Origin of the sequence: Microbacterium sp. K27, assembly GCF_004794435.1 — a bacterium.
Lineage (GTDB): Bacteria > Actinomycetota > Actinomycetes > Actinomycetales > Microbacteriaceae > Microbacterium > Microbacterium maritypicum_A.
This window is the reverse complement of sequence record NZ_SSDK01000040.1, coordinates 281232-298227: the sequence shown is the minus strand read 5'-3', so window position 1 is coordinate 298227 and position 16996 is coordinate 281232. Positions and strand designations below refer to the sequence as shown.

Annotated in this window: 20 protein-coding genes; 12 read left to right on the top strand and 8 right to left on the bottom strand. The window is 69.2% G+C overall.

Annotation, left to right across the window (positions count from 1 at the left end; genetic code table 11):
• Window positions 1–49 precede the first annotated feature (49 nt).
• From DW307_RS11095 to DW307_RS11080, 4 genes are all read right to left on the bottom strand, one after another.
• Window positions 50–1366 (bottom strand): sensor histidine kinase, encoded by a 1317-nt coding sequence (locus tag DW307_RS11095; RefSeq protein ID WP_168441026.1) that lies wholly within the window; start codon window positions 1364–1366, stop codon window positions 50–52.
• On the bottom strand, window positions 1359–2036 hold the full coding sequence (locus tag DW307_RS11090; protein WP_029267978.1) for a response regulator transcription factor: 678 nt from the start codon (window positions 2034–2036) through the stop codon (window positions 1359–1361). Before DW307_RS11090 ends, DW307_RS11095 begins: the two co-directional genes overlap by 8 nt.
• Before the next feature lie 72 nt (window positions 2037–2108).
• Window positions 2109–2642, bottom strand: coding sequence for a putative immunity protein (locus DW307_RS11085; RefSeq protein ID WP_136024749.1), 534 nt, complete (start codon window positions 2640–2642; stop codon window positions 2109–2111).
• A 2-nt stretch (window positions 2643–2644) separates the two neighbouring features.
• Window positions 2645–3085: a DUF6194 family protein gene (locus DW307_RS11080; protein WP_136024748.1), complete on the bottom strand. Its 441-nt coding sequence runs from the start codon at window positions 3083–3085 to the stop codon at window positions 2645–2647.
• A gap of 61 nt (window positions 3086–3146) precedes the next feature.
• Between DW307_RS11080 and DW307_RS11075 the strand changes: the two genes are divergently transcribed.
• Window positions 3147–3893: a MerR family transcriptional regulator gene (locus DW307_RS11075; RefSeq protein WP_136024747.1), complete on the top strand. Its 747-nt coding sequence runs from the start codon at window positions 3147–3149 to the stop codon at window positions 3891–3893.
• Here the strand turns inward: DW307_RS11075 and DW307_RS11070 are convergent.
• The gene (locus DW307_RS11070; protein WP_029260715.1) at window positions 3877–4626 is read right to left on the bottom strand and encodes a DeoR/GlpR family DNA-binding transcription regulator; all 750 of its coding nucleotides are present in this window, start codon (window positions 4624–4626) and stop codon (window positions 3877–3879) included. The genes DW307_RS11075 and DW307_RS11070 overlap by 17 nt on opposite strands.
• Window positions 4627–4680: 54 nt before the next feature.
• On the opposite strand from DW307_RS11070, the gene DW307_RS11065 reads away from it, so the two are divergent.
• Window positions 4681–5049, top strand: coding sequence for a DUF4406 domain-containing protein (locus DW307_RS11065; RefSeq protein ID WP_136024746.1), 369 nt, complete (start codon window positions 4681–4683; stop codon window positions 5047–5049).
• A 17-nt stretch (window positions 5050–5066) separates the two neighbouring features.
• Window positions 5067–5243 (top strand): hypothetical protein, encoded by a 177-nt coding sequence (locus DW307_RS18120; protein ID WP_021199471.1) that lies wholly within the window; start codon window positions 5067–5069, stop codon window positions 5241–5243.
• A 73-nt stretch (window positions 5244–5316) separates the two neighbouring features.
• Here the strand turns inward: DW307_RS18120 and DW307_RS11060 are convergent, their stop codons facing one another.
• Entirely contained in the window at window positions 5317–6699 is a 1383-nt protein-coding gene (locus DW307_RS11060) for an LLM class flavin-dependent oxidoreductase (RefSeq protein ID WP_136024745.1), read from the bottom strand.
• 121 nt (window positions 6700–6820) lie between these two features.
• Here DW307_RS11060 and DW307_RS11055 point away from each other — a divergent pair, with 121 nt between their 5' ends.
• The 7 genes from DW307_RS11055 to DW307_RS11025 all read left to right on the top strand — a co-directional run bounded on the left by DW307_RS11055 (window position 6821) and on the right by DW307_RS11025 (window position 14045).
• Window positions 6821–8263, top strand: coding sequence for an adenosylhomocysteinase (locus DW307_RS11055; RefSeq protein WP_205810461.1), 1443 nt, complete (start codon window positions 6821–6823; stop codon window positions 8261–8263).
• Window positions 8260–9555 carry an amidohydrolase family protein gene (locus tag DW307_RS11050; protein ID WP_136024743.1) on the top strand — a complete coding sequence of 432 codons (1296 nt, stop codon included), beginning with the start codon at window positions 8260–8262 and terminating at the stop codon, window positions 9553–9555. Before DW307_RS11055 ends, DW307_RS11050 begins: the two co-directional genes overlap by 4 nt.
• 37 nt (window positions 9556–9592) lie before the next feature.
• Complete coding sequence (locus DW307_RS11045; RefSeq protein ID WP_136024742.1) at window positions 9593–10021, top strand: cupin domain-containing protein; 429 nt, start codon at window positions 9593–9595, stop codon at window positions 10019–10021.
• A 77-nt stretch (window positions 10022–10098) separates the two neighbouring features.
• Complete coding sequence (locus DW307_RS11040; RefSeq protein ID WP_136024741.1) at window positions 10099–10950, top strand: ABC transporter substrate-binding protein; 852 nt, start codon at window positions 10099–10101, stop codon at window positions 10948–10950.
• Entirely contained in the window at window positions 10947–11813 is an 867-nt protein-coding gene (locus DW307_RS11035; protein WP_029260707.1) for an amino acid ABC transporter permease, read from the top strand. Before DW307_RS11040 ends, DW307_RS11035 begins: the two co-directional genes overlap by 4 nt.
• On the top strand, window positions 11810–12547 hold the full coding sequence (locus DW307_RS11030; protein WP_021199478.1) for an amino acid ABC transporter ATP-binding protein: 738 nt from the start codon (window positions 11810–11812) through the stop codon (window positions 12545–12547). The genes DW307_RS11035 and DW307_RS11030 overlap by 4 nt, the downstream gene beginning before the upstream one ends.
• Before the next feature lie 130 nt (window positions 12548–12677).
• Window positions 12678–14045, top strand: a complete 1368-nt coding sequence (locus DW307_RS11025) for a heparan-alpha-glucosaminide N-acetyltransferase domain-containing protein (RefSeq protein ID WP_136024740.1) — start codon at window positions 12678–12680, stop codon at window positions 14043–14045.
• A gap of 64 nt (window positions 14046–14109) precedes the next feature.
• On the opposite strand, the gene pnuC is transcribed toward DW307_RS11025, so the two are convergent.
• Window positions 14110–14823 carry a nicotinamide riboside transporter PnuC gene (pnuC, locus tag DW307_RS11020; protein WP_029260705.1) on the bottom strand — a complete coding sequence of 238 codons (714 nt, stop codon included), beginning with the start codon at window positions 14821–14823 and terminating at the stop codon, window positions 14110–14112.
• Window positions 14820–15353: a GNAT family N-acetyltransferase gene (locus DW307_RS11015; RefSeq protein WP_029267951.1), complete on the bottom strand. Its 534-nt coding sequence runs from the start codon at window positions 15351–15353 to the stop codon at window positions 14820–14822. Before DW307_RS11015 ends, pnuC begins: the two co-directional genes overlap by 4 nt.
• A 235-nt stretch (window positions 15354–15588) precedes the next feature.
• Between DW307_RS11015 and DW307_RS11010 the strand changes: the two genes are divergently transcribed.
• Both DW307_RS11010 and DW307_RS11005 read left to right on the top strand, forming a co-directional pair.
• Complete coding sequence (locus DW307_RS11010) at window positions 15589–16038, top strand: peptidase inhibitor family I36 protein (protein WP_136024739.1); 450 nt, start codon at window positions 15589–15591, stop codon at window positions 16036–16038.
• Window positions 16039–16067: 29 nt separating this feature from the next.
• Window positions 16068–16940: a hypothetical protein gene (locus DW307_RS11005; RefSeq protein ID WP_136024738.1), complete on the top strand. Its 873-nt coding sequence runs from the start codon at window positions 16068–16070 to the stop codon at window positions 16938–16940.
• Window positions 16941–16996: the final 56 nt, after the last annotated feature.

Genomic DNA, 16996 nt, shown 5'->3' with positions numbered 1-16996 from the left:
CATCCTGAAGCGTCCTGAAGACCTCTTCAGGAACCGGACTTCCGGCCGGTCAGGTGCTGAGGGGGAGGGTGAGGACGAAGCGTGCGCCGCCCCAGCGGGAGTCGTCGACCGTGAGGGTTCCCCGACTGCGGGTGGCGATGCCGCGGGCGATCGCGAGCCCCAGTCCGCTGCCTCCGGCGTCGCGGCTGCGGGCTTCGTCGAGGCGCACGAAGCGCTCGAAGATGCGCTCGCGTTCCTCGGCCGGCACCCCGGTGCCGTCGTCCTCGACCGTGACGAACACGTGGCCGTCGGACGGGATCACCCCGATCGCGATGCGTCCTCGGCTGTGGCGCACGGCATTGTCTGCAAGGTTGCGCACCAGTTGGCCGAGCAGGCGCGGGTCTGCGTGCACCCTTGCGGCTTGGACGCCGGAACCGTCGACGTCGAGCCCGGCCGCACGCAGCCGGCGCACCTCGCTGAGCGCGATGTCGTCGAGGTCGACCGCTTCGTCCAGCGTGCTCGCACCCTCGTCGAGACGGGCGAGCAGCAGCAGCGATTCGACGATGCCCTGCAGTCGGAGCCCTTCCTCCGACACGACCTCGGCGAGTTCGCCGATGCTCGTCACGTCGGGGTGGGCCTGGGCGAGCTCGGCGTGTTGACGGATGGTCGCGAGCGGGGATCGCAGTTCGTGCGAGGCATCCGAGACGAAGCGCCGTTGCGCGGTGGCCGCGGCGTCGAGTCGGTCGAGCATGCCGTTCATGGTGGTCGCGAGTGCGGCGATCTCATCCGCGGTCTCCGGCACCGGCACCCGCTGGTGCAGGCGCTCGGCGGTGATGCCGTCGACCTCTTCGCGGATGCGCTCGACAGGGCGGAGCGCGCGACCGACCACGAGCCAGGTGGTCACGGCCACGAGCAGCAGCAGCAGGGGGACCGTGATGGCGAGCAGCGTCGCGACCGTCGCCAGGGTCTCGGAATCGTCATCCATCGAGACGGCGAGCACGAGCGTCTGATCGCCGTCGATGTCTTCCGAGACCACCACGACGGTGTCGCCGTCGACGGTGGTCGTCTGCGGGTCGTCATCGGCGGGGAGCGGCGTCGAACCCAGCTTGTCGCGAGCCTCCTCGCTCGCCGCGCGTACCGACCCGTCCGGACCGAGGATCTGCAGGATCTCGTCGTCGAGCGCGTCCACGCCCTTGCCACCCGGCCCACCGGCACGTTCGGCGAGCTCGCTGAGCCGCTGCTCCGCGGCGCGTTCGGTGCTGTCGTGGATGCTGGCGCTGAGGACGCCGTAGAACGAGAAGGCGCCGATGAGCAGTGCGACGGCCACGACGACGGTCGCTCCGAGCGTGGTCCTGCCGCGCACCGAGCGCCAGCCGCGGCTAGCCACCGTTCGCCGCCAGCCGGTAGCCCGCACCGCGGATGGTCTCGATGGCCTCGCGTCCGAAGGGCTTGTCGAGCTTGCGGCGCAGGTGTCCGACGTAGACCTCGACGATGTTGGGGTCGCCGTCGAAGTCGTCGTCCCAGACGCCGTCGATGAGAGCCCGCTTCGACAGCACCTGGCCGCGATGACGCATGAGGTACTCGAGCACCGAGAACTCCCGTGCGGTCAGGGGCACGGGCGTCTCCCCGCGCCAGACGCGGTGCGCGGCGGGGTCGAGTCGGAGATCGCCGGCTTCCAGAACGGCCGGACGGGCGACGGCACCGCGGCGCACGAGGGCCCGCAGGCGTGCGACGAGGATCGCGAACGAGAACGGCTTGGTGACGTAGTCGTCGGCGCCGGTCTCGAGCGCCTCCACCTGATCCCACTCGCCGTCCTTCGCCGTGAGCATCAGCACGGGCGTCCAGTTCTCCTCGGCCCGAAGCGCCTCGCACACCTTCCAGCCGCTCATGCCGGGCATCATGAGGTCGAGCACGATCGCGTCGTACCGCGTCTCGCGTGCGCGCCAGAGTCCGTCGACGCCGTTGTGCGCCACGTCGACGGCGAAGCCCTCGGCCTCGAGGCCGCGGCGTACGCCCTCGGCGAGACGCACCTCGTCGTCCACCACCAGGATCCGCATCCCTCCAGTGTGGTGGCTCCACGCTGAATCCGGGCTGAAGCGGTCGCCTCGCCATACTCCGATTCGAAGAAGTCAGTCGGCGAGGGCAGCCTGGATCTCACGGATCACTTCGCCGAGGGTGCCGGAGTCGAGCAGCCCGGGGCCGAGGGGGCCGGCGGAGTCGGTGCCGAGGGGCGGCAGGCGTCGGAGTGCGCAGGCGGCCTCGACGGAGAGCATGCGGAGCTGCCATCGCACCTCTTCGACACGTGCTTCGGGAGCATTCGGGTGGGCCAGCTCGACGGCCTTCGCGGCGTAGGCGGCTGCTCCGAGCGCGTGCGCGCCCATGTGTGCGACTCCTGCGGCCTGGGCTGCCGAGCGGGCCGCGGCGACTCCGGCGGGCGATGTGGCGCTGTGGGCAGCCCGGCCGGCGACGAAACGTCGACGGATCTCGCCCGCAGCCGTGAGCTCGCCCCGCGCGAACTCCCGTGCCCTGGCGATGGCGTCCCGGGCCCGAGCGTCGTCGGGCGCCTCGGCCTCGAACAAGGGCAGCACCCGCTCTGCGCAGTCAGCGGCCCACACCGCGACGGTGCGGCGGTCCGCGTCGGTCATGCCCTGTGGGGTCGTCATGCTCACCTCGCTCGGCGTTCGATGCGTGATCGTGCGGCCTCGTGCGCCTCGCGAAGAAGGGTGAGCACCGCATCCGCCGTCCGTTCCGCAGGGTTGATCACGCACACCCAACCGGACATGCCGTAGAGCGGATGCCGGTGGAACACGTCGGCCTCGGTCGGATCAGCGTCAGCATCCACGATCGACTCGGTCTGTGCGCGCCCGACGTGGATGTTCACCCGGAAGCGTCCTGGAGCGTCCAAGGCGGACGAGGTGTCGTCGGGATAGTCCTTCGTGATGATCGTGCCGTACGGCTGAGTGCGCTCCGGCATCCGTCCGTCGGGCGCGTAGGAGAAGTACGCGTCTCCCCACGACAGCTCCGGAAAGTCGCTTCCGGGCCCGGGCGCGACGACGAGGACACCGTCGAGCCCGCGGACCGTCTCGATGATCTTCTGCATTTCCATCCTTCAATGGTGAGGTGGAAGTGCTTATGTGGACTTCTGTCCGTAAGCGAAGGGGGAGAAGGTGCAGAACCCTCAAGAGGCGACATTCACGACGGTGCAGCTCGGACGGCTGGTCGGCTACTCGACCCAGCAGGTGCGCGATCTCGAGCGCCTCGGCGTCATCCCCGCGGCAGAGCGCGGTGCGAACGGGTATCGCCGGTATCGGATGCCGCATGTCACGGCCCTGCAGGCGTACCGCGCGATGGCAGCCGCGCTCGGCCCGGTGCCCGCCCGCCGGCTCATGCCGGACCTGATCGAGGGGACGCTCGAGCGAGCCGCCGAGCGGATCGACGATCTGCACGCGAACCTCTCCCGTGAGCGTTCTCGGGTGCGGGAGGCGCTGAGCGGACTCGATGTCGCCGTGGCCGAGGCCGACGACGTGTTCGCCGAGGAGGACGCGATGACGATCGGCGAACTCGCCCAGGCGCTGGGCATCCGTCCGTCGGCCTTGCGTCACTGGGAGCGCGAGGAGCTCGTGCATCCGCTGCGGGGTGCGGCGTCGACCCGTTCCTACGGTTCCGCCGCGATCACCGAGGCGCGGGTGGCAGCGGCTCTCCGCTCCGGCGGCTACGGCATTCCGGCGATCGCCCGCATCCTCGACGAGGTGCGCACGCACGGTCGCACCTCCGAAGTTCAGCGGATCCTCACGGAGAGGCTGGCCGACCTCACGCGCCGTAGCGTCGCCCTGCTCGGTACCGCGGGGCACCTGCACGACCTGCTCGCCGGCCGTCTCCCCGGGGCGGGATCGTCGGTCACTCCCGAGCGCTGATCAGTGCGGCGAGCCGCTCGACGATCGGATTCGCGTCGAGCGGATCGGTGATGATCGCGGTGATCGCCTCGAACGGGAGGACAGGAAAGCGAGCGGCGGCACCGACCTTCTCTTCGCTGGCCAGCACCACGGTCTCCGTGCACCGCGAAGCGAGTGCCCGCTTCGTCACCGCGTCGTCGAGCTCACCCGTCGTGAGACCGTGCACGGGATCGACGCCGGTCACGCCGAGGAAGAACACATCGGCGGCGAGGTGCTGGATGGCCTCCATCGCGAGTCCTCCGCCGGTGACCAGGGAGTGCCGGGTGAGCTCCCCGCCGATCATGACCACACGGGCGTCGGAGTGTTCGGCCACGGAGAGCGCGACGACGGGACTCGGGGTGATGACCGTGATGCCGGCGCCGGAGGGGAGCAGCCGAGCCATCGCGAGGGTCGTGGTCCCGGCGTCCAGCACGATCGTCGCTCCGGGACGGATGCGCGCGACGGCCGCACGTGCCACCCGCTCCTTGCTCTCGGTCGCGAGGCCGTGCCGGTCGCGCACCGGTCGTTCGGGCTCGGGGATCGGCAGGGCGCCGCCGTACACCCGCTGGAGCTTCCCCTCCTCGGCGAGTTCGCGGAGATCTCGGCGGATGGCATCTTCCGACACTCCGAGCTCGTCGGCCACCGCTTTCGCGACGACGCGTCCGTCGCGGGCGAGAAGGTCGAGCAGGTGGTCCTTGCGTTGCGCAGCGAGCATTTGTTTCCTCACGAAGTTGCACGATTGTGCATGATTCAGACTACAGTCATCTCCATGACGAAGCCACTCCTGATCCTCATCGCCGGCCCCTATCGCTCCGGGACGAACGGCGACCCCGACCTCATCGCCCGGAACCTCGCGCGCCTGGAGGAGGTCTCGGGCCCGATCTTCCGCCTCGGCCACGTGCCGATGATCGGGGAGTGGGTCGCGCTGCCGATCCTGCACACGCTCGAGCCGGCCGACTCCGATGCCGATGCCGATGCCGGTGACGTCATGTACGAGACCGCGCACCGCCTGCTGCAGCACTGCGACGCCGTGCTGCGCCTGCCGGGGGAGTCGTCCGGTGCCGACAAGGACGTCGAGATCGCGCAGCAGCGCGGGCTGCCGGTCTACCGCTCCCTCGAGGAGATCCCCCGGCGGTGATTCCGTAGGCTGGAGGTATGACCAAGAACCTCTGGACCATCCTCGGCGTCATCCTCGCCGTCGTGATCGCGTGGTGGATCGTGAGCGCCCTGTTCTCGGTCCTCGCGTTCATCTTCAAGCTCGCGATCGTCGCGGTCGTGGCCGTGGTGGTCTTCCTCGTCCTGCGTGGGATCTTCGCCCGCAGCGACGACTGACCCACGGCCGTCGAATCGCGCACCTGGTCGCCGATTCGCCGCGGAAGCGACCACGTGCGCGATTCGAGAGCGGCTACGCCTTGGCGAACGTGCCGACCCGGTATTTCGCGGCGCGGTGCGTGTCCTGCACGCGGTCGCCACGGCCGTGGAGCTTGTTGCGGAGCGTCCCGGGTGCGTATTCCTCGGGGTAGGCGCCGCGCTCGCGCAGCACCGGGATCACGTGCTCGATGATGTCCTGCCAGGTGCCGGGGGTGACCGCGTAGGCGAGATTGAAGCCGTCGATGTCGGTCTCGTCGACCCAGGACTGCAGCTCGTCGGCGATCTCAGTGCCGGATCCGACGATCGTGGGCCCGAGGCCGCCGATCGCGTTGTGGCGTCCGAAGTCGCCGACCGTCCACTCGCGACCGAGGTCGGCCTCTTCCTTGAGGTGCTGCAGCACGGACTGGATCGCGTTGGACTCGACGTTGCCGACCGGCTCGTCCTCGGCGTACTGCGACAGGTCGACGCCCATCCATCCCGACATGAATGTGAGCGCGCCCTCGGGGCTCGCGTAGGAGAGGTACTCGGCGTGCTTCGCCGTCGCCTCCTCGCTCGTCGCGGCGGTGATCACGGTGAGAAGCGTGTAGATGCGGGCGTCGTACCGGTCGCGGCCCGCCGCTTCGAGGGCATCGCGGATGCGCTTCACGGTGCCGGCGAGCACCTCCTTCGAGGGCGCGGCGACGAAGATGGCCTCGGCGTTCTCGGCCGCGAACTTCACGCCCCGCGGGCTCGCGCCGGCCTGGTAGATCACCGGCGTGCGCTGCGGCGACGGCTCGGAGATGTGGATGCCGGGAACGCTGAAGTGCTTGCCCTCATGCCCGATCGGGTGCACCTTGCCCGGGTCGGTGAAGATGCCGCGCTCGCGGTCCTCGACCACGGCATCGTCTTCCCACGAGCCCTCCCAGAGCTTATAGAGCACCTCGACGTACTCGTCCGCGTGGTCGTAGCGGTCGTCGTGGGCGAGTTGGTCCTCCTGACCCATGTTGCGCGCGGCGCTGGGCAGATAGCCGGTCACGACGTTCCAGCCGACGCGGCCCTGCGTGAGGTGGTCGAGCGTGCTCAGCCGGCGCGCGAACGGATAGGGGTGCTCGAACGCGGTGCCGGCCGTGATGCCGAAGCCCAGGTTCTCGGTGACGGCCGCCATCGCGCTCACCAGCAGGATCGGGTCGTTCACCGGCACCTGCGCGCCGTTGCGGATCGCGGCCTCGTTCGTGCCGCCGTACACGTCGTAGGTGCCGAGCACGTCGGCGATGAAGATGCCGTCGAAGGTCGCGCTCTCCAGCAGCTTCGCCAGATCGGTCCAGTACGAGATGGTGTTGTACTGCCGCGACCGGTCGTCGGGGTGCCGCCACAGGCCGGACGACTGGTGGGCGACGCAGTTCATGTCGAAGGCGTTGAAGCGGATCTGACGGGTCATGGGCTCCATGAAAGGCGAACCGCGCCGGGGAATCCAGGGTCGCCGACACGCGCCGACACATTCGGGTGCGACAGCCTCCGCTCTGGCAGTCGGCACACCCGGCGGGCTCTACCCTTGACTGGTGACCGACGAGACCGCGACAGCCCAGCGTCTGGTGCGCCGCTTCGCCCGCGAAACCAACCTGCTCGCCTCCGGTCGGGACTTCTCTGTCGTCGGGACGGATGCCGTGGCCGACGAGCTGCGCCGGCTGCTGCCGGCGCTCGGGGCTCATCTCGGCGATGCGGGTGTCGTGTTCGCGCCGGGGGAGGCCCCCGAGATCCTGCTCGACGGCCACGCGCTCCCGATGCGCGAGACGGCGGAGGATCGCGTCGACGCCGCAGGACGGCACATGCCCGTCGCGACCGCTCTCGCGACGCGACTGCGCGAGGCCGGAACGGTGCGCGGTCTGCGGATCGGCATCGCGATGGTGCTCGAGCCCAAGACCGCCCAGCTCGCCCTGCTGCTGCGGGATGCCGGCGCCACGGTCGCCGTCTACGCCCACCCCGATGAGATCGACGTCGAGGTCGCCCAGGTGCTGCGCTCCCGCGGCATCCCCGTCGACGGTGATCCTTCGCTCTCCGGTGCTGCGGAGCGCGCTGCCGCGGTGTCGTTCCTGCGCCGCGGCTTCGACCTGCTGCTCGACGACGGCTCGCACCTGATCCGCCTCGCTCATGAAGAGGGTCTCGCACGGCAGCTGCGGGGTGCAGCGGAGGAGACGACGAGCGGACTCACGCCGCTGCGGCTCATGGAGCACGAGGGGCTGCTCGAGATCCCCGTGATCGCGGTGAACGACGCCCTGACCAAGACCTCCTTCGACAACCGCTACGGCACCGGCCAGTCGTGCGTGTTCGCGATCGCCGATGCGCTGGACGAAGTGGGCATCGACCTCCGCGACCAGCCTGCCGTCGTCGTCGGCTACGGCCCGGTCGGTGAGGGCGTCGCCGCGCACCTGCGGGCCCTCGGCGTGCAGGTCGGCGTCGCCGAGACCGATCCGGTGCGTGCTCTCCGAGCCGCGCACGACGGCTATCGGATCGGACGACTGCACGACCTCGCCCCGGGAGCGCTCGTCGTCTCGGCCACCGGGGCGCCGCACACGGTCGACGCCGTGGTGCTGCGAGCGGCGGCGATCGTCGCGGTCGCGGGCGGGGTTCCACACGAGGTCGACCTCGACCCTGCGAAGCTGCGACCGTTCGCGGGCGAGAGCGGCGCATCCTCTCCGTTCGTCGAGCGCGCCGGCGAAGGTGCGCTCGTGATCGCCCGAGGCGGGTGCGTGAACCTGTCTGCCGGCGAAGGCAACCCGATCGAGATCATGGACCTCTCGTTCTCGGTGCAGCTCTTCGCCGTCGAGCACCTCCTCACGCACGGTCTGCCCGCCGGCGTGCATGCGCTGCCGCCCGAGACCGACACCGTCATCGGCGCGGCCGCTCTCGCCCTGCGCGGCGCGCACATCGACCAGCGCAGCCCGGCGCAGGTCGAAGCGCAGCGCGAGTGGCGCTCGCCGCGATTCCGAGGAGAATCCGCATGACCGCCGTGACCGTCTATTCCGCGGGACTCGTCGTGCCGATCACCGCGCCGCCGATCGTCGACGGCGCGGTCGCGGTGCGCGACGGCCGCATCATGCACGTCGGAGAGCGCGAGTGGGTGCTGCGGTCGCTGTCCGAACGGGGCATCGCCGCCGACGAGGTGCACTGGCCCGGGGTCCTGACCCCCGGGCTCGTGAACGCGCACACGCACTTGCAGTACACCGGCATGGCCTCGGTCGGGCGCGGGCAGTACGACGGCTTCGACGACTGGGTGCGCGCTTTCGACCCGGTGTACGAAGGCGGTCGCGACTGGGCGGCGGATGCGGCCGACGGTGCGATGCAGGCGCTGCGTTCCGGCACGACGGCTGTGGCCGATGTCGTGACCGATCGTGCGGCGGCGACCGCGCTGCACGATGCCCGGCTGCACGGCATCACCTACTGGGAGGTGATGAGTTGGACCAACGCCGACTGGGCCCGTACCGGGCGCGCGCAGGTGGAGCAGGCGCTCGACGCCCTGCCGACCCCGCCGGGGACGGGCCTTTCACCCCACGCCCCCTACTCGCTCGACATCGAGCCGCTGCTGGAGATCCCCGACATCGTGCGCGAGCGCGGCGGACGCATCCACATCCACCTCGGCGAGGCCGCGTTCGAGAGCGAGTTCGCCCACGAGCATCCGCAGGCGTGGCACACGGCCGGGCTCGCCAGCTTCCAAGAACTGCGCCAGGCCGGATTCGGCACCAGCGCCACCGAGTTCGTCGATCAGCTCGGCGTGCTCGGGCCCGACTGCCACATCGCGCACGGCGTCTACATGAGCGCCAGGGACCGCGCGATCCTGCGGGAACGCCGCACGACGGTGGCCCTGTGCCCGCGGTCGAACGCCGTCATCGGACTCGAGGAGCCGCCGATCGCCGCGTACCTGCGCGAGGGCAGCCCGATCGCCGTCGGCACCGACTCGCTGTCGTCGAGCCCGTCGCTCGACGTGCTGGCCGACGTGGCGGAGCTCGCGCGCATCGCCCGCGCGCAGGGGTACACCGACCGCGACCTGCACGCGCGCCTGCTCGGTGCCGCGACCCTCGGCGGTGCGCACGCCATGGGGATCGACGTGGGCCCGGACCGCACCGGCTACCTCGCCGTGGGGGCCCTCGCCGATCTCACCTTCTTCGACGTCCCGGCGGGCCCCGATGCGGTGGTCGAACTCGTCGAGCACGGTGCCGGCCGTAGTGCTGCCACGATCATCTCCGGCGAGGTGCGCTACGCGATCGACTCCTTCGACCGTGCAGCGGTCACCCCGTGACCGTTCCGATCGCCACCCCTGGAACTGGAGGCATCTCATGACGCAGCGCCCCGCGACCGCCGAGCGGCTCGACCTCGCCCCGCATCCGGAAGGCGGCTGGTTCCGCCGCACCTGGACGAGCCCGCTTCCCGTCGAGACGCCGAACGGTCAGCGGCCGGCGGCCACCTGCATCCACTACCTCCTCCTGCCATCGGAGAAGAGCGAATGGCACGTCGTGACCAGCGACGAGTTGTGGCTGTGGCACGGGCCCGGCCGACTCGAACTCCGCCTCGGCGGAGACGGTGCGGAACCGGGCGAGGCGACGGCGATCGTGCTCGGCCCCGGAGAGGCGGCGCAGGTGCGTGTGCCGGCCGGCGTCTGGCAGACCGCGACGCCGCTCGACGCCGACGAGGTGCTGGTGTCGTGCTTCGTGTCCCCAGGTTTCGACTTCGCCGATTGGCGACTCGCCGCATCGCCTACTCTGTAGAGGCAGACCGTGTCTGCAGAAGCAGACCCGTCCTGCCTCGCCGTCTTCTCCATACCCTTCCTCGCCCTGGAGTCATCGTGCCCTTCGCTCCCGCCCTCCACCGCGCTGCAGCCGTCGCCGCTGCTGCCGCCGCCATCGCCCTCACCCTCTCCGCCTGCAGCTCGCCGTCCACGGGCTCCGGCAGCGGAGACGGCTCGGGCCTTCCGACCGTGACCGAGGGCAAGCTCACGATCGCGACCGGCGAGCCCAACTACGAGCCGTGGTTCGTCGACGACGACCCCTCCAACGGTGAGGGCTTCGAGGGCGCGGTCGCCAACGCCGTCGCCGAGCAACTCGGCTACACGGCCGACGACATCGTCTGGGTGCGCACCACCTTCGACGGCGCCATCGCACCGGGCCCCAAGGACTGGGACATCAACCTGCAGCAGTTCTCCATCACGGATGACCGCAAGAAGGCCGTCGACTTCTCGTCGCCGTACTACACGACCACGCAGGCCGTCGTCGCGGTCGGCGGCTCGCCCGCGGCATCGGCGACCACGATCGACGAGCTCAAGGCCACCAAGGTCGGCGTGGCCAGCGGGACCACCAGCTACACGGTCGCCAAGGCCCAGCTCGGCGAAGCGAACCTCAACGTCTTCAACTCGGTCGACGACGTGGTGCTCGCGCTCAAGGGCGGACAGATCGACGCCATGATCACCGACCTCCCCGGCGCCTTCTACGTCGTCGGTGCCCAGCTCGACGACGGCGTGGTGACCGGTCAGTTCGCCGACGCGAACGGCGGCGACGACTTCGGCATCGTCCTTCCCAAGGGCTCCGCGCTCACGGCCGACGTCACCAAGGCCGTCGACGCCCTGCGTGACGATGGCACGCTCGACGAGCTGCAGCAGAAGTGGCTCAGCGACGCGGTCGACGTCCCCGTCCTGAAATGACGTCGACCTCCGTCGACGCGGAGTGGCAGCCGAGCGAACTCGAGCTGTCACGCCGCGCTCTGCGGCGTCGGGCGACCACCCGATCCATCCTGATCGCGTTCGGCAGCAGCATCGCCCTGTTGGCGGTGCTCGTCGTCGTCGTCGTCAACACCCCCGGCTGGGCGATCGTCAGCCAGACGTTCTTCGATCCGCAGGTCGCGCTGGAGAGCATCGGTCCGATCTTCCAGGGACTGCTCGTCAACCTCCTGGTGCTCGTCATCGCCGTGGTGTGCGTCGCGATCCTCGGCACGCTCCTGGCTACCATGCGCTCGCTGCGCGGCCCGGTGTTCTTCCCTCTGCGCGCGATCGCCGCGGCCTACACCGACTTCTTCCGTGGCATCCCGCTGCTGATCGTGCTGTACCTCGTGGGGTTCGGCATCCCCGCACTGATGATCTTCCCGCGCATGCCCCCGATGTTCTGGGGCACGATCGCGCTGGTCCTCACCTACTCCGCCTATGTCGCCGAGGTGCTCCGTGCAGGCATGGAGGCCGTGCATCCCTCGCAGCGCATCGCCGCGCGGTCGCTCGGGCTGACCCACGGGCAGACGCTCCGGATCGTCGTGATCCCGCAGGGCGTGCGCAAGGTCGTCCCCGCCCTCATGAACGACTTCGTCTCGATGCAGAAGGACGTGGGGCTGATCTCGGTGCTCGGCGCCGTCGATGCGGTCCGTGCGGCACAGCTGATGGTCGCCGAGACCTACAACTTCACACCGTACGTCGTCGCCGGCCTCATGTTCATCGTGCTCAGCTGGCCGATGATCCGCCTGACCGATGTCGTCACCGCGCGTCTGAACAAGCGCGAGCAGGCCGGAGGAGTCGTATGAGCGTGCCCGTGATCGAGGCCAGGGGTGTGCGCAAGCGCTTCGGCGATCATGACGTGCTGCGCGGCATCGACCTCGCGGTCGGCACGCACGAGGTGGTCGTGCTGATCGGCGCGTCCGGCTCGGGCAAGTCGACCCTCCTCAAGACCATGAACCTCATCGAGGGCATCGACGACGGGCAGATCTTCCTCTCCGGCGAGGACATCACCGACCCGCGGGTGGACGCCGACGCGGTGCGGGCCCGGATCGGGGTCGTGTTCCAGCACTTCAACCTGTTCCCGCACCTGACCGTGCTCGACAACGTCACGCTCGCCGCCGTGCGCGTGCACGGCATGCGCAAGACGGAGGCGCGCGCCCAGGCACGCGCGTTGCTCGACACGCTCGGCCTCGGCGCCAAGGCCGACGAGTACCCCGACCGGCTCTCCGGCGGGCAGCAGCAGCGCGTGGCGATCGTGCGCGCGGTGCTCACGCAGCCCGAGGTGCTGCTGCTCGACGAGATCACCAGCGCCCTCGACCCGCAGCTGGTGGGCGAGGTGCTCGATCTGGTGCGACAGCTGAAGCAGCAGGGCGCCACGATCGTGATGGCGACCCACGAGATGTCGTTCGCGCGTGAGGTCGCCGACCGCATCGTGTTCCTCGAGCACGGTGTCGTCGTCGAGCAGGGACCGCCCTCCCAGGTGTTCGATGCCCCGCAGCAGGCGGCCACCGCGGAGTTCCTGGCGCGCGTGCAGCACTGACGCCCGGCGGGAAGCGCGCGGCGTCGACGCTCATCCGCTCGACGGATCGAAGCGGTACTGAGGGTGGATGCGCGCCCTCGGAGGCGCGTGCTGAGCTTGAGGTCTCCGCCGATTCCTCGAGAGGTCCCACGTGAGCACGCCCCACATCATCCCGTCTTCCGCCGCGCCGACGGCCGACGCCTCCGCGGCCGACTCCGGCGACGGCCCACGCCGCGGCGGAGGCGCCTCCACACGTCGGCGCCGCATCGTCGGCGTCGACGTCGCGCGCGGACTCGCCCTGGTGGGGATGTTCGGCGCACATCTGATGGTCGCGAGCGGTCCCGACCTGACCCTGACCGACCCGTCGACATGGCTGGACATCGTCAACGGTCGCTCCTCGATCCTGTTCGCCCTGCTGGCCGGGGTCTCGCTCGCGCTGATGACGGGCGGTGCCCGTACCGCGTCACCGGACGAGCTCCGGAAGATCCGGTTGCGCCTGGTCGGTCGCGGGGCGGCGATCTTCGTGATCGGGCTCGTGGTCGAGCTGCTGGGCTCGGGAATCGCCGTGATCCTCACGCTCTACGGCGTGCTGTACATCCTGGCGGCGTTCACGGTGCACCTGCGCACCAGAGTGCTGGTGATCGCGGGGGCGGCACTCGGCATCCTCGGTCCGCCGCTGCTCGCCCTGATCGGCACGCTCTCGCCGGATCTGGGCGGCCCGGGGCTGTCGCTGGTGCTGTTCGGCACCTACCCGATCACGGTCTGGGCTGCGCTGCTCTGCGCTGGTCTCGTGATCGGACGCCTCGACCTGACCCGGGTGAAGACGGCAGTCGTCATGCTCGTCTGCGGAGGACTGATCGCGATCGGCGGTTACGCGCTGGGTGCGCTCCTCACGTCGCCGCCGCAGGAAGTCGCGTCGTCGAGCTCCACGTCCGGTTCGGGTTCGGGTTCGGGTTCGATGAGCATGATCCCCGGGGACGAGGTCGACGTCTCCGGACTGACATGCCAGACCAGCGACGGCGTCGTCGTCTGCTTCTCGCCCGAGAAGGCCTCGCTGTTCACGGACGACGGCGGCGGCATCGAAGAGGGGCAGTCGTACATCGATCGCGTGGCTTCGGAGGACCCGCCCGCGAAGATGCTCGAAGCGGTCATCAGCGTCTCGGCGCACTCCGGCGGCGTGCTGGAGGTGCTGGCATCCGGCGGCTTCGCGGTGGCCGTCCTCGGCCTGTGCCTGCTGGTGACCCGGTATGCGCGGTGGGCCGTTCTCCCGCTGGCGGCCTATGGCGCGGTTCCGCTCACCGGCTACGTCGTCCAGGCGATCCTCATCCTGGCGGGGGCGGCGACCTGGCTGCCCAACCCGGTGCTGCCGTGGATCGCGCTCTCACTGCTCATGATGGCCGGCGCGCTCATCTGGACGCGCACGGTCGGCAAGGGCCCGCTCGAACGACTCACAGCGTGGGCAGCCGACGCCATGGCGCTGACAGCGAAGACGACGCGCACGGCGAAGCGCCGGCGCTGAAGACGGCCTCGTGTCGAGGAGGGGCGACATCGAGGCTGAGGGGGATGCCCGGGGGGAGGGGAGCTCAGGCGAGCTCTTCCTCCTCCGGCCGTCGCGGGCTCGGGTCGGGCGGCAGGATCTCGATCGGATGCGCGGCGGTGCGCTGTGCCCGCCACCAGATCACGAAGCCGATCGCGGTGAAGACGCCGTAGAAGACGTACATGAAGCCGGTGGCGTAGTAGCCGGAGCTGAACAGCAGCGGCACCCCGACGACGTCGACAGCGATCCAGACCAGCCAGAACTCGGTCCAGCCCTTCGCCATGCCGTAGGTGGCCAGCAGCGAGCCGACGAACGTCCAGGCGTCGGCCCACACCGGCTCCCACGATCCCAGCAGGCGGAACAGCGGGGTCAGGGCGACCGTGCCGACGACCATCACCAGCACCATGCCGATGCGGGCGCTCGTCGGCGCCCAGCGCGGGACCACGCGTCCGCCGTCGAGGTTCCGCCAGCGCACCCATCCGTAGATGGCGACCGCGATGAACATGATCTGCCGCCCGGCCTGGCCGAGCAGGTGCGGCAGTGACGGATCGGGGCTGAGAGCGGAGCCGAGGAAGACGGTGAGCAGCAGCAGGTTGCCGATGATGCCGACCGGCCATGCCCACACCTTGCGTCGCATGCCGCCGAGCGCGCTGGCGAGACCGAACGCGTTGCCCACGACCTCCCGCACCAGGAGTGTCTGCCCGCCGGGCAGCATCCACTGCGAGTTGAAGGCGTCGACGAACCACTGCAGCAGGTTCATGGTCGGGATCCGGCGTCGGGTTCGGGGCGGTCGTCGAGCACCCGCTGCAGCATGCTCAGGTCGAGCCAGCGTCCGAACTTGGCACCGACCTGCGGCATGCGTCCGACCTCGACGAAGCCCAGGCGCTCGTGCAGGGCGATGGAGGCGGCGTTCCCGCTTTCGATCCCGGCGATCATCACGTGCATCCCCGCGTCCCGCGCACGATCGACGAGCGCCGACATGAGGGCGGTGCCGATGCCGCGACCGTGCTGGCCGTCGAGGACGTAGACCGAGTGCTCGACCGTGTGGCGATAGCCGCTGTGCGGACGCCATTGCGCGTACGACGCGTAGCCCAGCACCCCCGTGTCGTCGACGGCGACGATGACCGGGTAGCCGCGGGCGGTGCGATCGGCGAGCCAGGCGACGCGGTCGGCGAGGTCGACCGCCTCTTCGTTCCAGATCGCGGTGGTGTGCAGCACGGCATGGTTGTGGATCGCGGTGATGGTCTCGAGATCGGCGGTCTCGGCGTCCCTGATTCGCACGGCTGTCATCGGCGGGCGTTCTCTCTTCTTCTGCGCTTCGGGTGCGCATCCTTCTTCGGCGCTTCGGGTGCGCATCGCCGACGCTAGCAGGAGGAACGGGCGCTGGGCGTGCTGCGGCCGAACAGTTACGGGGGCGACGTGCGGGCACCGCGCTTGTCCCCCGAACGGCCTACATACGCGCACACGAACCATGTCTACTGTGTAGAAGGTATTGTTTTAGTAGGCGGGTGCATCGGAGGATCTCATGTCTTTGGAACTCGCGCGTCCCCCAACCCGGCGCAGAAGAGCAGCCAGCGCGCTGATGGCACTCGTCCTGTCCGCTGCGGGAGTTCTCGCCTTGGCGGGCCCTGCCGCAGCCGCGCCGGGTGATTGCCCATCCGGTTACACGTGCAGTTACTCGGGTTACAACTATGGGAATGATGCTTGGCAGCAGCCGTCTACGCACAAGTTCGCGAACTGCGTGGACGTCATGACCATCGGCTGGAGGTCCTACGGAGACGTCATCTCCTCCACCTTCAACAACGGGCGCTCCCAGAACTCCTACCTCTACAAAGGACAGAACCAGACAGGAGGGAAGGGCCTCCTTATCCTCCGGGGGCAGGGCTTCGGCAATGTGGGTAGCTACAACGACGAGATCGAGTCGGGATACTTCAGCGGCACCCTCAGTAGCGTTGGTTCGGCTCTATGCCGGTGACTTCTCCGCGCGTAGGTGGCCGCCTGGTCATGGCGACCGTCCTTGCGGTCACGGTTGCCGGGGGTCTGGTGGGGTGTACCGCGTCCGACAGTGAGACGGATGCGGGGGTGAGGAATCAAGCGGCTTGGAAGATGCCTCTTGATGAGTTCGTCGTGTATTCCCCGGACCTGGACAACTATGCGGAGCAGTTGTTGATCTCGGATTGTCTGGGTGCGCAGGGGTATGAGTGGCCGGTGCCGTGGCAGGATACCGACTTCCCCCGTGCGGAAGACTTCAACCGGGTAGGTCTGCGGCTGTTCAATCTGGAACTGGCAAAGAAGTGGGGTTACCATTTCGCGCGGCTGGATGATCCGGAGAGCGCTGAGCTGTGGTTGACATACACAGAGACAGTGGATTCGTACTTTCCGAATCAGGAACTGGATGACGTGCTCGTGGCCTGCACTGACAAGATCCGCGCGAAAGACAAGGACTTCGCATCCACCGCCGACGGGCTGAACTACAACGCTGAGCTATCCGCCCAGGCTTGGGACATCGTGGAGCAGGATCCGGATGTGGTCAAGGCGGTGAAAGCCTGGCGGGAGTGTCTGACCCCACGGGTGGATTACGCGGTGACTCAAGAGCAACCTTGGGAAGGAGCTCCTTATGAGGTGGCAGAGGTGTGGGGTGCGGTGACCGGGTCGTCGTCCGCGCCTTCGGCGGAGGAGCTTGCTGCGGCTGTTGCTGATGCGGAGTGCCAGGAGTCGAGTGGGTGGGCCTCGCTCTGGTATGAGCGGAATTGGGAGGAGCAGGAGAAGCTCGTCGCGGAGAACAGGGACAAGCTCGATCGGATCCGTGCGGACGCGATCGAACGGAAGAAGAAGCTGTTGACGATCGTGGCGGAGAACGCGCCAGCCGCGCCCTAGAGAGGCGGCGCGAGAGTTGGCTCGGTAACGAGCCTTGGCCGATCAGTGAGTGATGA

Coding starts and splice junctions, on each gene's coding strand:
- DW307_RS11090 (WP_029267978.1), bottom strand. CDS start 2,036: ATGCGGATCCTGGTGGTGGACGACGAGGTGCGTCTCGCCGAGGGCGTA.
- DW307_RS11085 (WP_136024749.1), bottom strand. CDS start 2,642: ATGACGACCCCACAGGGCATGACCGACGCGGACCGCCGCACCGTCGCG.
- DW307_RS11080 (WP_136024748.1), bottom strand. CDS start 3,085: ATGGAAATGCAGAAGATCATCGAGACGGTCCGCGGGCTCGACGGTGTC.
- DW307_RS11070 (WP_029260715.1), bottom strand. CDS start 4,626: ATGCTCGCTGCGCAACGCAAGGACCACCTGCTCGACCTTCTCGCCCGC.
- DW307_RS11065 (WP_136024746.1), top strand. CDS start 4,681: ATGACGAAGCCACTCCTGATCCTCATCGCCGGCCCCTATCGCTCCGGG.
- DW307_RS18120 (WP_021199471.1), top strand. CDS start 5,067: ATGACCAAGAACCTCTGGACCATCCTCGGCGTCATCCTCGCCGTCGTG.
- DW307_RS11060 (WP_136024745.1), bottom strand. CDS start 6,699: ATGACCCGTCAGATCCGCTTCAACGCCTTCGACATGAACTGCGTCGCC.
- DW307_RS11050 (WP_136024743.1), top strand. CDS start 8,260: ATGACCGCCGTGACCGTCTATTCCGCGGGACTCGTCGTGCCGATCACC.
- DW307_RS11045 (WP_136024742.1), top strand. CDS start 9,593: ATGACGCAGCGCCCCGCGACCGCCGAGCGGCTCGACCTCGCCCCGCAT.
- DW307_RS11035 (WP_029260707.1), top strand. CDS start 10,947: ATGACGTCGACCTCCGTCGACGCGGAGTGGCAGCCGAGCGAACTCGAG.
- DW307_RS11030 (WP_021199478.1), top strand. CDS start 11,810: ATGAGCGTGCCCGTGATCGAGGCCAGGGGTGTGCGCAAGCGCTTCGGC.
- pnuC (WP_029260705.1), bottom strand. CDS start 14,823: ATGAACCTGCTGCAGTGGTTCGTCGACGCCTTCAACTCGCAGTGGATG.
- DW307_RS11015 (WP_029267951.1), bottom strand. CDS start 15,353: ATGACAGCCGTGCGAATCAGGGACGCCGAGACCGCCGATCTCGAGACC.
- DW307_RS11010 (WP_136024739.1), top strand. CDS start 15,589: ATGTCTTTGGAACTCGCGCGTCCCCCAACCCGGCGCAGAAGAGCAGCC.
- DW307_RS11005 (WP_136024738.1), top strand. CDS start 16,068: ATGGCGACCGTCCTTGCGGTCACGGTTGCCGGGGGTCTGGTGGGGTGT.